The organism is Spirochaetia bacterium, from assembly GCA_022482625.1.
In the GTDB taxonomy this organism is placed as follows: domain Bacteria; phylum Spirochaetota; class Spirochaetia; order Sphaerochaetales; family Sphaerochaetaceae; genus Pleomorphochaeta.
This window is the reverse complement of the sequence record JAKVOU010000001.1, coordinates 1963206-1976613: the sequence shown is the minus strand read 5'-3', so window position 1 is coordinate 1976613 and position 13408 is coordinate 1963206. Positions and strand designations below refer to the sequence as shown.

Genomic DNA, 13408 nt, shown 5'->3' with positions numbered 1-13408 from the left:
TTGCAAAACAAACTTATTTATTGACTACATTCACCGGTTTTCCTGCAAGAAATGCCCTGACATTGTTTACGGCAATATCCATAAGTCTTTGCCGCGAAGCTTTCGGAGCCCAAGATATGTGCGGGGTAATGATACAGTTCTTTGCCGATAGCAACGGATTGTCCTTTTTTATTGGTTCCGTTGAAACGACGTCGACTCCTGCCGCTGCAACTTTTCCACTGTCCAATGCTTCTTTCAGGTCCTTTTCAACAACCAACGGACCTCTGGAATTGTTGATTATGATTACTCCATCTTTCATTTTTGCAATATTCTGCTTATTGATTATACCTTTTGTTTCCGGGAACAGAGGACAATGGAGGCAAATGACATCAGATTGTGAAAAAAGTGTATCCAACTCAACATATTTGCAAGTCGTGCTTTCCAATGCAGGATTTCTGTATGCATCATAGGCGAGGACCTTCATGCCCAATGCTTGGGCAATCCGGCCTGTGGTCTGTCCGATTCTGCCAAAACCTATGATTCCCATATTCATGCCGGCCAACTCAATCAAGGGATAGTCCCAGAAGCACCAGTCAGGATTTTGTTCCCAGCGTCCTTCATGGACTGCTTGGTCGTGATGGCCTATATGATGACAGATTTCCAGTAGTAGTCCGATGGCAAATTGGCCGACAGCGGCAGTACCATAGGTCGGGATATTTGTAACAGGGATATTTTTTTCCTTTGCATATGCAACATCAACTACATTATATCCGGTTGCAAGCAGCCCTACGTATTTGATTGAGGGACAGGCATCAAAGACCATACGGTCAATCGGAGTCTTGTTTGTGATGATGATACCTGCATTGCCGATTCGTTTGATGATTTCGGCTTTATCTGTCAATGACGTCCTGTCATATACAGTAAGGGACCCCAACTCTTTCATCCCATCCCAAGACAAGTCTCCAGGATTTTCCGTATAACCGTCCAAAATAACTATGTCCATCTGTCTCTCCTTATTTTTTCAATACTTCAGGGTTGATGACATTATAAGGGATATTTCCCTTCAATACAGCAGCAATGCCTGAAAGTGCTTCCTTTGCCATTCCCAGACGGGCTTTCATCGTAGAACTTGCCACATGTGGAGTCAGCGTAATATTACTTAACTGTAATAATTCGGGTGAAGGATGCGGCTCATTCTCAAAGACGTCCAATCCTGCTCCTTTTATGATACCTTCCTGCAGGGCCCTTGCCAGATCTTTTTCATTGACGATCGGACCTCGTGCACAATTGATGAAATAAGCTGTTTTTTTCATTTTTCTGAAAGTTTCAAGGTTGAACAGATGTCGGTTTTTCTCTGTAAAGGGCATATGCAACGTAATACAATCACTATTGGCAAGGACTTTGTCAAATTCCATATAGGTAACCTTATATTCTTTTTCAAGTTCCGGTTGTGCGCGGTATACATCATAATAAATGACATTCATACCGATTCCTGTAGCTTTCTTTGCAACTGCCTTTCCTATACGGCCAAAACCGATAACGCCCAGTGTCCGATCAGTAAGCTCTGTTGCCCGATCTGAAAACAAGGGAGTTTTCCAGACACCTTGTCGCAATTCCCGGTCATAACCAGCAATATCGCGCATGGTGGAAATGATCAAGGCAAGGGTATGTTCTGCTGTTGCATCAGTAACCTGAGTAGGTGTATTGACTACTGCAATTCCTTTTTCTGTCGCATATTTCCAATCGATATTGTCATAACCGACACCAAAATTTGCTATGACTTCGAGTTTCTTCCCGGCGTCCATGACTTGTCTGTCAGCCTTGACTCCAAAAACAAACAGTCCGTTGTATTCCTTAACAGCTGAGACAACTTCTTCGTGACTTAATTTGTGGTCTGCAACGGTAAGGCTGAAATCTTTTGTGAATTGGTCAAGTGTCTGTGCCGGTACAGGATAAGTAAGTAGTATTTTTTTCATTGGTCTTTCCTCTTTTATTTCAGGGTCGCTGCAAGGTCTTTGGCTTTACCGCATGTACCTTTCCAATAAGCATCAAGAATGCGGAATTGGTCTCCTATACAGAAATTCCTGACACCAAGATCCATATAATATTGCATTTTTTCAATTGAATCACATTCACAGCGGGGAGCAACCCCATGGTCAAGGGCTGTACGTATCATTTTTTCTTCTACCTTACGTATATCTTCCTTATGGTCCTTTGCATCCCAACCCAGGCTCATACTATAATCGGAAGGCCCGAACTGTACCATATCAACACCTTTGATAGAACAGATTTCTTCAATATTGTCCATTGCCTCTTTTTTTTCAATCATGAATGATTTTACGGCAGAGTGTACCATCTTGGCATACTCAGTCTGACTCAAATGAGGCTGGTAGCCTATCCATCGGGCATTGGGATAACCGAAGCGGCCTCCATATTGCTTGCTGTCCGGGCTGATGGCATGCAAAGTTGCCTCAACTTCTTCTGCAGTCTTATGGTCAGTGAACATAATGGATTGGAATCCACAAGCCAAAGCTCTCTGAGCAACATAGTTTCTGTTTTGGAAATCGACCTTGATCATTGATGCAATGCCGCCAAGTTCACATGCCCGTACCCAATTTTCCAAATCATGTTGGTCAAACGGAGAATATTCTGCAACAAATTCTACATAATCAAAATTACCGGAAGCAGCACAGGCTTCTACGACCGTAGGCCACGTACTCCAGATTCTTGTTGCTACAGTCGGTTTATGTGTATCCAATGCCTTTCTTAATAAGTTTTCTTTAATCATTTTATACTCCTTATCTGTGGTTTTAAAAACACAGTTATTATTTATAATTGCAGTTTAATGGAGTATATCAAACTGTCAATTATATATTCTCATCTATTTATTTCATATATTAGTATTTGATTTTTATATATGAGGATTTTGCGTTCTGAAGTAAAATTGCAAAGCAATATATAATTGGTGCATTTGATAATAAGGAAATAACTATAATATGAATAAGTAAATAAATTCCATTTATAGAAAAATTGAAACAAATACCTTGATAAGAAAACTTGTGAAGTTCTTTGAATTAATTGGTTTAAGTAATTTTTAAATAGCTTATTTTACGGATGATTTTATTTCATATCCACTTATTTTTGCTGATTTTTTTGAAATAAGGACAGAAAAGGTTGGATCGGATATTCACGAAAATTCCAGGGAAATACAGTTCTCAAAGCAGTAAAGACAGACTGTAGTTCCCCAGGGCCTTTTTTGAAACTGAAATACAAGACCCATCATTTTTCAAAAAAAACAAGTCCAAGGTATTTCCCTAGACTTGTTTCTTTTATTTCGGAGAAGGGGGGATTCGAACCCCCGGACCCGTTACCAGGTCAACTCCTTAGCAGGGAGCCCGATTCGGCCGCTCTCGCACCTCTCCATTTGCCAAGGATAACGAATATGCTACGGAGAGAGAGGGATTCGAACCCCCGGAGAGTTTCCCCTCTGTTGTTTTCAAGACAACCGCCATCGACCCCTCGGCCATCTCTCCATAAATATTAGTTTTCAGCAAGTGCTAATATAGTGGTTACATAAGCTGAATGTCAAGCGGATGATTGACATCTGGGCTTATTTGCTTCCTTTTTGCCTGCTCAGCAGGTTTTTTGCTGCTTGTTTGTTCGTTATTGTCTCAATAAAAAGTTCTCAGACAATTGATTGTTGTTTCTTGACATATTTTCCAGACAGCGCCATCTTTCCTGTATGGAACTGAAAAAACTTTTTAGGAAAAGGGAGAAGAGAAAGGGCAATGATGCCTTGCTTTCCAAACATATATATAGTTCTCGTCAAAAAGATGTTGAAACGCTCAAAGCCGGAGTATTGGCTCAGAAGGCATTGGAGGTTACAAAGCACATACTGACCTTATTCGGGCCTCGTCCCAGCGGTTCCGAAAGTTGTCTGAAGGCTGCGGAAAAAATCAAGGATTTGTTCAGCCGATACTGTGATATCACTACGCAACAGGATTTTATCCATCATGGAGATGGATATATATCGTGGATTGGACAGATGCCTTATGTGTATCTTCTCGTCATTATCTTACTTTTTTTTGGCTTTCCTGTTACTGCAGGTCTGATATATGTCTTTTTTGCTTTTATGGTAATCAGGCAATTCATTTTATACCGTCCGATATCTTGGATGGAAAAACGTTTCAAAGGAAAAAAAGGCCGCAATGTCCATGGTATCATAGAACCTGAAGAAGAAGTCACACATACTGTCTTGTTCTCTGCGCACCATGACAGTGCCCCTATTTCGGCATTCAGCAGAACAAGTAAGAAGGATTATCTAGTCAAGGTTCTTGTTCCATTCGGGCTTTTTTTCATGATAGGAATACTTTTATTGGTACAGCTGTTTGTTGAAATTTTTACAGGTCGGTTGTTTGCCATAGGATTTCCTCCTGTTGGCTCGGTAGTATTCTTGGTAATTTTCTTGGTTTGTTTTCCTTTGCTGCTTCCTCTGAAGAAGTTTTTTTCTGATGAGTTTTCTCCTGGTGCAGGAGATAATCTTGCTTCAGTTGCCATGGAAATCGAGCTTGCCAGATTTTTTCATTGGAGAAAAGAAAACGGGAAAGCTTTGAAGCATACCCGTGTGATCTTTGCATCTTTTGATGGAGAAGAAGAAGGCCTCAGAGGTTCCCGTGCATGGTTCGACAAATACAGTTCTCTTTTGAAACATGGCTTACAACTGAACTTTGACTGCCTGTATGATAGTTCTGAGCTGATTTTTCTTGATACAGATATCAATGGTACACAACAGCTTTCAGTCAAATTTGCCGGTAAATGCAAACAGATTGCGCAGGCAATGGGATATAAAGTAAAAACAGGCCCCCTTCCGATGTTTTGTGGTGGAACTGATGCTGCAGAAGGCTATCGTGCCGGTATAGAAGCCTGTACGCTGATGGGAGTTTCCTGTGAGGGCAGAAGTCATCAGTACTATCATACTGAAGAAGATACCCTGGATAAGATTGATATCCATGCGTTGGAAAAAGCAATTTCGCTTTCTATACGACTGTGCCAGATCGTTGATGAAGGTCGGTTTGACGAAGAGGAAATCATTTTGGATGCAAAAACAGATGAGGATGAAGTCTCTTTTCCTGAATTGGATATCCATAAGCTTACCAAGAAAGATTAAAACAGTCAGACTGATGAGAAAATGATAGTATCCTTTCCTTTTGAAAGTTCGGAAACCTGTCGGACCAGTTCCATACATGCTGTTTCTGGTATTGAACCGGAAAAATCTACTGTCGTAGTAAAGGTTTCTTCAGCAATGGTGCATCCGGCTTGTTCAAGCAATGCCTTGATTGGTTCGAACAGGTCATATGAGGTCTGCAGGGAAAAATTTTTCTTCAGGACCAATTCTTCAGTCTTTGTTTTTTCCAATACAGCCTTCATGCTGTCTCCGTAAGCCCTTACCAAGCCACCGGTACCCAGCAAAGTCCCGCCGAAGTATCGGATGATCATGACGGCAATGTCCGTGATGCCACTTCCTCTCAAGACTTCAAAAGCAGGCCGTCCTGCCGTATTTTTAGGTTCATGGTCATCACTGAAGGAAAAACTTGTTCCTGTAGGGCCGACTATTGCAGCATGGACTACGTGGGTAGCATCCGGATATGCTGCTTTTGTTTCTGTAACCAGTTGCTTGACTTCCTGCAAGGTTGTACAAGGATAGGCAATTGCTATGAATTTTGATTTTTTTATTTCCAGGTTTGCTCTGGCCGTATCTATGGGAACTTTCATATATTTACTATACTCCGGTATGCCTTGTATGGCAAAGGCTTACCATTGATGGGCAAAGATATTGTCCATTTCAGCAGGAGCTTGGCGTTGGAGAATTTCTGCAGCCTCTTTCAAGCTGTTTTTTTCTGCTTCCGTAAGTATAAGTTCCTTTGCCATCAGGCTGGTATCTAACTGCTCTTTGTTCCTTGCTCCGGTCAGGATAACTTGTGCCTGTTGGTCTAGAGACCATGAAAGTGCTATCTGAGTGGCTGTGGCAGCGTGTTTGCTTGCTATTTCTGACAACAAGGCTGTCAGGTCAAGAAAAGCCTTGTATGCCTGAGGTATCTGATAACAATAGAGGTTGCTTCTGGCATCATCAGGAGGCAGGCTGTGTTTGCCTGAAAGCAATCCCATACCCAATGGGCTATAACCTACTATCTTGATGTTTCTTTCTTTGCAAAGATGGAGAAGTTCGGATAAATGTCTGGTCCAGAGCAAGGAAATCGGACATTGGAAATAGTCAAGAGCAGTATCTTTGAGTAGTTGTGCAAGCAGTGCAGGAGGAAAATTACAGACGCCGATATATTTGATCCGTTTGTCTTTTCTCATTGCATCAAGCATGTATCTTGGATCTTTTCCAGAAGATGGCCAATGAAGATATAGCAGATCCAAGTAATCAGTACAGAGACGCCGGAGACTTTTCCCAACTAGTTGCTCTACTTTATCTGGAATCTGACTTTGTAATTTTGTGGCAAAGAAAAAAGAATTTCTTGGTTTTGTTGCTTGGAATCTCTTACATTGTTGTCCAAGCAGTTGTTCACTTGTTCCGTTTCCATAGGATTGGGCCGTATCATAATGTATGATGTCGCTGCGTATGGCTTTGTGAAGGACCTGAAGGGAATCTTTTCTGTTTTGATCTTCCCAAAAGCCAAACCCCCCTCCTGCCTGCCAAAGTCCTAGTCCTAGTTCACTCCTGTTCATCAAAACTGAGTTTCTTTGAAAGCATCTTTTCTCCGTCAAAAATGAACCAACCGGTGAAATTATCGCCTTGGATGGCTTTTCTGATCCAGAGTCTGTCATCTTCCCACATCTTGTCCACAGGCAATTCATCCAGCGGACACCAGAATGGAGTTGTCTCATCACATGATTTCAATTCTCCGTCCCATCCATTTCCAAGATAGACATAGCCTCTCATGGAGACTCCGTCTTTGAATTGGAAATTGAGCTCTCCGACTTTTGTGATTTCGTGTACATGCAGTCCAGTTTCTTCTGTGAACTCTCTTTTTGCTGCCTCATCGGCCGTTTCTTCAAGTTCGATATGACCGCCAGGACCATTGACGAGTCCTGTTCCCATACCTTGTTTTTTCTCAATCAAGAGAATCTTATCTCCATCTATGAGGTACACCAGCGTACATCGTTCTTCTGGCTCCCAACTGTCCCAGTCTATTTCATCGACGGTATCAGGACAAACAAATTTTTCTTCTTCAGCAGCCTGTCTTGCCAACTCTTCCTGTTTCTCCTGTTCCTGTCGCTTTTTTTCAGCTTCTTCAGGGTGGGCTTTCAGATAACATTCACTGCAGAGATTGTCATCGTTTCCAAGTATTTGGTCCATGTTGAGTCTTTTCCCGCACGAAGTACAATGGAGTTTGAAAGGCCAGACATGCTTCCTGAAAAGGAAACCAACGAAGACCAACAGTACTGCTGCAGGAATTGCCAGGTATGGGTTAAGTTTTTTTACTATTATAAGGATGATCAAGACATTATAGATAAGAAGCAACAGTGCAATATAAATTGTTGCCAATCTTTTCTTATAGGAATGAGGGAATCGCTTCTGTAGCAGATTGACCAGGAGCACGGCAACCAGAATCCAAAGATAATTGTCTGATAATGCAGTAAGGAATTTCATGCTGTAAGAGTAGCTTGCAGGAGCTGTTGTGGTCAATCGGTTACCTCCTGTCGAATTGACGAAAGGTCTATATTGTTGTTGTCTTCAAGTACATGTTGGAGTAGAATCAGGGCAACACCAAAGAAAAGGAGTATCATCAACATGAAGAATATTGCATCATATATTGATCATACGCTTTTGGCTGCAAAAGCTACAGAAGCGGATATTGAAAGAATCTGTGCAGAAGCCAGAGAATATGGATTTGCATCAGTCTGTGTCAATAGCTGTCGGGTGGCTCAGTGTGTTGGGTTGCTTGCAGATACAAAAGTCAACATCTGTTCTGTTATCGGATTCCCTTTGGGAGCGATGAGTACCAAGGCAAAAGCCTTTGAAGCAGGACAGGCCGTGAAGGATGGTGCAGATGAGATTGACATGGTACTCAATATCGGATTCCTGAAGGATAAGCGGTACGATCTTGTATCACAGGATATCAAGACGGTCAAAGAAGCCTGTAATGGCAGATTGCTCAAGGTAATCATTGAGACTTGTCTGCTCAATGATGAGGAAAAGGTCAAGGCATGTCATCTTGCTGTCGAAGCCGGAGCCGATTATGTGAAGACATCCACAGGTTTCTCTTCGGCTGGAGCAAAAACTGAGGATGTAGCACTGATGAGAAAGACTGTCGGCCCTGAGATTGGTGTCAAGGCAAGCGGTGGTATCCACACTTATGAAGAAGCAAAGGCAATGATTGATGCCGGTGCCAGCAGGATTGGTGCAAGCAGTGGCATCGCAATCGTCAAAGGGGCTGCTACACATGCCTGATGAAGGACTTGATGGCAAGGTTTCTTGCTTTCTTAAAAGCCTTGGCTTTCCCACATTGCATGTACTGGATACGTTCAGTCATTTTGATTTTACCCTGCCGGGAAGGAGAGTCTTGCTTATCGGTCCGATGGGATCCGGCAAGACGGAATTTGCTGCACGTGTGTGGCGGGATGCAGCCGTAGCACAGAAAAAGAGTGCGGTGGTCGGCAGGGCTACCAGTCAGGGGCGCGTAGACCGAAGGAATGTTTTTTTCATAAAGGATGCCGTGGATGGCCGATTCTCACAATATCCTGATGATGCCTTGGCATATCGCAGCGGCTACATCCGATGTGGCAGCAACATTGCCAGGATCAAGGATTCCTTTGGCTTGGAAAGGGTAATAGAAGATAATCCTACCGTCGGAACCTATATCATTGATGAAGCTTCCTTCTTTGATGAACGACTTGCCTATGTCGTGCGGAACAACAGTCTTGAAAAAGGAATTATGTTTATTTTTCCTACTTTGATCATGAATTTTCGCAGGGATTTGTTCAATTCTACTGCAAGGCTCATGTTGGATATTGCCACTGATGTAATTCCCTTGACGGCCTATTGTGAACATCCGGATTGCCTGGAACCGGCTTTCTATACATACAGATACTATAGGGTAGAAGGAAAAGAATGTCCTGCTCTCTATTTTGATCCATTGATTATTGTCGGTGGAGACAGGGTCAAGACTTCACGTTTGGAACCCAACTATGAGGCAAGATGTGATCTACATCATTTCTTACCTGGCAAGGAATATACATTTTATACACTGAAGCCGTTGGGGGAAGATGCTGCAAAAGGCAATTTGGATGGTTTGCATAAGGAGCTGTATTGCCTCAAGTATCATATGGAAGATTCAAGCCTGTACAATAATCTGCATCAGCGTTATGCCGGCATGCCGTTGGAACAGGTATATTATGACAGTCTGTTGGTCGGTAATATAGCAGAGAGGGCGTTGGTTTATCTGTTATGTGAGCAGAACCTGTTGGATGTACAGAAGTTCAGGATACTTACGGAAGACCTTGGCTTGGACAAGAAATATATGGAAAAGGTATTGGAAGACAATAAAAGACCAATGGAACTCTGATAGTCTTTCCGTTGCTATTGCAAGAACAAAAAATGGTACCTGGTCAAAATATTGATGGCTTTTTCTCTTGGAGGCTTGTTCAAGCGGAGGATGTCATCTTTCTGGCCAGGTACCTGGAGTCAAAGTTTGAGAGTCATGTTTTTATAAGCCTTTCCTTCTTTCTGTGATGAAAGCGAAGATGCTTTGGAGAATGATGAAGAAGGCCAGGAGTGCTGCAATTGAAATTCGTACCCACCAGGAGGAAAGAGTTCCCTGGAATGTAATGAAACTCTGGATGGTACCGTTGATCAATACACCGAAGAGGGTTCCGAAGACATTGCCAACACCTCCTGTCAGCAATGTACCGCCGATGACTGCTGATGCGATAGCATCCATTTCAAAGCCTTTTGCCTGCTCTACGAAGCCTGAGCAGGTGTTCAGACAGAACAGAGTACCACCGATACCGCTGCACAGGCCACTGATCGTATAGGCAATAAGTTTTGTTTTCTTTATGTCCAGGCCCATCAGCATTGCACTTTGTTCATTGCCGCCGATTGCATAGATATTCCTGCCGAGTTTTGTATATCTAAGCATCCAGAAAATGATTACCAGTGCAATCAAGGCAACGATTACCGTGGGATAGATATACGGAAGAATGAGCTTGCCATGTTTGTTCAGATAGCCGCCGAACGGCAGATAGATCTTATGGGAAGCTATAGCCAGGAACGTCTTGTTCTGTATGTTTATCATATCCTGGCTGATGATTGCTGTCATACCTCTTGCAAAGAACATACCTGCCAAAGTCATGATAAACGGTTGGATTTTCAGATAAGATATGAACCAGCCTTGTACAAAGCCGAATACTATACCTACAATCAGTACAAAGAAAATTGCTGTACTTGCATCCAAACCTTTGTTTTCCATCAGGTCAGCAAGAATCATACAGGCCATGGCAACGAAGGAACCGACAGAAATATCTATGCCTCCGGTAATCATGACGACAGTCATGCCTGCACTGATGACAATCAATCCTGCATTGGAGATGAAGAGATTGAGAAAATTCTGTAGGTTTGCAAAGCCTCTGTCATGGTAAATGACCATACCAATGATATACATGGAAAAAAACAGGAGGATAGTAATCCACAGCAATACTGTCTTGGAATCAAAATGTTTCTTTAGTTTCATTGTCACTGAACCTCCACTGTGGCTACTAGAGTCTTTCTTGATTCATGTTTTTTCTTGATATCGTTGAACTTTGCTTTGACTACTTCAGACTGCAAGCTGACGATGACAATGACAACAAGAGCCTTGTAGACTGGAATCTGGTCAGCACTGACACCCATAGCATAGAGGGTAGTGGTCAAGGCCTGTATAGTGTAAGCTCCGATGATTGAACCCGTCATACTGAATCGGCCACCAGCCAAATTGTTGCCACCTAAGGCAACTGCAAGAATGGCATCAAGTTCCATCAATAGGCCTATGTTGTTTGCATCCGCAGAATATATCCTACTGGACATGATGATTCCTGAGATGCCTGCGCACAATCCACAGATAACGTAAGTCAGGAAAATAATTGCCGTACTTTTGAGTCCTACCAGCCTTGATGCCTTTGCATTGATACCGACAGCCTCGATATACATACCCAGTGAAGTCTTTCGCAATATAGTCTGTGCTATGATTATGACAAGGATTGCAACAAAGACACTGGTCGGAAGAGGAACTCCTGGAATATTAGCTCCAAGTAATTTATAACTGCTTACCCTTACATAAGTAATCTGTCCATTTGTAATGAGTTGAGCGATACCTCGCCCTGCTGTAAACAGTATCAACGTAGCAACCATAGGCTGGATTTTCAGATTGGCTACCAAGAATCCATTGAAGGCTCCACAGAGGACTGCGACTCCCAAGGCAGCCAAGACTGCGATTATATAAGGGTTCTGATATGCAGTGACGGAGACCTGTCCACCCGCAAGTATGCTGCAACAGACTGCAGCGGCTACAGCCATGACGGCACCTACGGAAATATCAGTTCCAGCAGAAGACGCAATACAAAGCGTCATACCGACAGCAAGTATCACCAATTCGCTGGCTCTGTTGATGACATCGATGATATATCCGTAGAAAACTCCTTCCCTTACGGTTATCTTGAAGAAGTCCGGTGTCTTGATGACATTGATGAGCAATACGATACACAAGCATAGTATGGGCATAAACAGACGTTTCTTCGTAAGTCTTACCAGTTGTTGATTCATTTCTTCCCTCCGCTGGCAATCGTAGCCATTATATTTTCTTGCGACAGTTCATTTTCCTGTAGTTCAGAGACCTTTTCACCATCCCTGAGTATTGCCATCCTGTTACAGGTTCTGAGCATTTCATCGATTTCTGAAGAAATGAACATCAGGCTTTTGCCCTCTTTTGCAAGCTTTATGACAAGTTTCTGTATTTCTGTCTTTGTTCCGATATCTATACCTCTGGTAGGTTCATCCAGAATGAAGAAATCAGGAGAAGTAAGTAACCAACGGGCCAAGATGACTTTCTGTTGGTTTCCTCCTGATAGTTGTTTGACGGTTGTTTCCGTCGAAGGTGTCTTGATTTGGAGTAAATCGATCATCTTGTTACATAAATCTTCTTGTTCTTTTCTGGAAATTACCTTTGAAAAACCTTTCCGTGCCTGCAAGGCAATGATGATGTTTTCCCTGACTGACAGATCAGGTATAATTCCTTCTTCTTTTCTGTCTTCAGGTAGATATGCCATGCCCTGTCTCATGGAATCCAGCGGCGAGTGAGCTACAAATTGTTTTCCCCGTACAAATAGTTTTCCTTTGTCTGGTTTGTCGGCACCATAGATAGCTCTGGCTAATTGGCTTCTGCCACTACCTAGAAGACCTGCAAGACCGACCACTTCCCCTTTATGGAGAGCAATATCGAAAGGTTTGATGGAACCGGACACTCCCAGTCCTTTTGTTTCAATCAGGACATCACCTTTGCATTCATTGGTGCCACAGGCTCTGAGATCGGATAGTTCATCCAAATCCTTGCCCATCATCTTTGATACCAATTGGAAGCGTGGTAATTCAGCAACTGTGTAAGTCCCGACTAGCTTGCCGCCTCGCAGAACAGTTATCCTGTCGCAGATTTCGTAAACTTGGTTGAGAAAATGAGTAACGAAAATGATGCCTACTCCATGTTCCTTCAACCTTTTCATTATAGCAAACAGCTTCGTAACCTCTTGGTCATCAAGGGACGAAGTGGGTTCATCCAGAATAAGAACTTTTGCGGACATATCGACAGCTCTTGCAATTGCTACCATCTGCTGCATGGCAATTGAGTAGTTTTCCAAAGCAAGGGTGACGTCGATATCCATATCCATTTTCAATAGGACTTCCTTAGCCCTTGTGTTCATTGCTTTCCAGTCTATGTTTCCGTGTTTCTTTGGTTCCCTGCCTATAAAAAGGTTTTCTGCTACTGAAAGGTTAGGGCAAAGGTTGATTTCCTGGAACACGGTACTGATGCCGTTCCGTTGTGCATCTTCGGGAGATCTGTTGCGTAAATGTCCTTCATGTCCTTCCAGATGGATAGTCCCTTCTTCAAAAGGGTGCACACCGGTAAGTACCTTTATCAAGGTACTTTTTCCAGCGCCATTTTCTCCCATCAGTGCATGAATCTCGCCCTTATTTAGGCTAAAATCAACTTTATCCAGAGCTTTTACTCCTGGAAATGACTTGGAAATTCCCTTCATGGATAACAGTATGTTTTCCATGGGACCTCCTTTTAGATGTATTGTCTTGATGAAATCAGAAACCTTGTAGTTCCTGTCGTTGTAATGCAATCAATGAAGTTACCTGAAAAAAAGGAGACGAAGGACGCTCCTCCGTCTC

At 42.7% G+C, this 13408-nt stretch carries 12 protein-coding genes and 2 tRNA genes; 3 read left to right on the top strand and 11 right to left on the bottom strand.

The genetic code is table 11. The annotated features are described in order from the left end of the window. Positions 1 to 13: 13 nt before the first annotated feature. The 5 genes from LKE40_08950 to LKE40_08930 form a co-directional block, all read right to left on the bottom strand. Complete coding sequence (locus LKE40_08950) at positions 14 to 982, bottom strand: D-2-hydroxyacid dehydrogenase (GenBank protein ID MCH3917574.1); 969 nt, start codon at positions 980 to 982, stop codon at positions 14 to 16. A 10-nt stretch (positions 983 to 992) separates the two neighbouring features. Next, positions 993 to 1955, bottom strand: a complete 963-nt coding sequence (locus LKE40_08945; protein MCH3917573.1) for a dihydrofolate reductase — start codon at positions 1953 to 1955, stop codon at positions 993 to 995. A gap of 14 nt (positions 1956 to 1969) precedes the next feature. Then, a complete protein-coding gene (locus LKE40_08940) occupies positions 1970 to 2767 on the bottom strand; it encodes an aldolase/citrate lyase family protein (protein MCH3917572.1) in 798 nt (265 codons plus the stop codon). Positions 2768 to 3314: 547 nt separating this feature from the next. Then, a tRNA-Ser gene (locus LKE40_08935) sits at positions 3315 to 3401 on the bottom strand. Positions 3402 to 3427: 26 nt separating this feature from the next. Continuing rightward, a tRNA-Ser gene (locus LKE40_08930) sits at positions 3428 to 3512 on the bottom strand. Positions 3513 to 3721: 209 nt separating this feature from the next. Between LKE40_08930 and LKE40_08925 the strand changes: the two genes are divergently transcribed. Further along, positions 3722 to 5146 (top strand): M28 family peptidase, encoded by a 1425-nt coding sequence (locus tag LKE40_08925; protein MCH3917571.1) that lies wholly within the window; start codon positions 3722 to 3724, stop codon positions 5144 to 5146. A 5-nt stretch (positions 5147 to 5151) separates the two neighbouring features. Here LKE40_08925 and LKE40_08920 read toward each other — a convergent pair whose 3' ends face one another. From LKE40_08920 to LKE40_08910, 3 genes are read right to left on the bottom strand one after another with little or no spacing between them, the layout of a single operon-like run. After that, positions 5152 to 5751, bottom strand: coding sequence for a YigZ family protein (locus LKE40_08920; protein MCH3917570.1), 600 nt, complete (start codon positions 5749 to 5751; stop codon positions 5152 to 5154). Between the two features lie 39 nt (positions 5752 to 5790). After that, complete coding sequence (locus tag LKE40_08915; GenBank protein MCH3917569.1) at positions 5791 to 6711, bottom strand: aldo/keto reductase; 921 nt, start codon at positions 6709 to 6711, stop codon at positions 5791 to 5793. After that, positions 6698 to 7636, bottom strand: a complete 939-nt coding sequence (locus LKE40_08910) for an 8-oxo-dGTP diphosphatase (GenBank protein MCH3917568.1) — start codon at positions 7634 to 7636, stop codon at positions 6698 to 6700. Before LKE40_08910 ends, LKE40_08915 begins: the two co-directional genes overlap by 14 nt. Positions 7637 to 7777: 141 nt before the next feature. Here LKE40_08910 and deoC point away from each other — a divergent pair, with 141 nt between their 5' ends. After that, entirely contained in the window at positions 7778 to 8437 is a 660-nt protein-coding gene (gene deoC, locus LKE40_08905) for a deoxyribose-phosphate aldolase (GenBank protein MCH3917567.1), read from the top strand. Beyond that, on the top strand, positions 8430 to 9551 hold the full coding sequence (locus LKE40_08900) for a thymidine kinase (GenBank protein ID MCH3917566.1): 1122 nt from the start codon (positions 8430 to 8432) through the stop codon (positions 9549 to 9551). Before deoC ends, LKE40_08900 begins: the two co-directional genes overlap by 8 nt. Positions 9552 to 9692: 141 nt before the next feature. On the opposite strand, the gene LKE40_08895 is transcribed toward LKE40_08900, so the two are convergent. The 3 genes from LKE40_08895 to LKE40_08885 are packed head-to-tail and all read right to left on the bottom strand — an operon-like array spanning position 9693 to position 13290. Beyond that, positions 9693 to 10715 (bottom strand): sugar ABC transporter permease YjfF, encoded by a 1023-nt coding sequence (locus LKE40_08895; GenBank protein MCH3917565.1) that lies wholly within the window; start codon positions 10713 to 10715, stop codon positions 9693 to 9695. A 2-nt stretch (positions 10716 to 10717) separates the two neighbouring features. Then, positions 10718 to 11782: an ABC transporter permease gene (locus tag LKE40_08890; GenBank protein MCH3917564.1), complete on the bottom strand. Its 1065-nt coding sequence runs from the start codon at positions 11780 to 11782 to the stop codon at positions 10718 to 10720. Further along, positions 11779 to 13290: a sugar ABC transporter ATP-binding protein gene (locus LKE40_08885; GenBank protein ID MCH3917563.1), complete on the bottom strand. Its 1512-nt coding sequence runs from the start codon at positions 13288 to 13290 to the stop codon at positions 11779 to 11781. The genes LKE40_08890 and LKE40_08885 overlap by 4 nt, the downstream gene beginning before the upstream one ends. Positions 13291 to 13408: the final 118 nt, after the last annotated feature.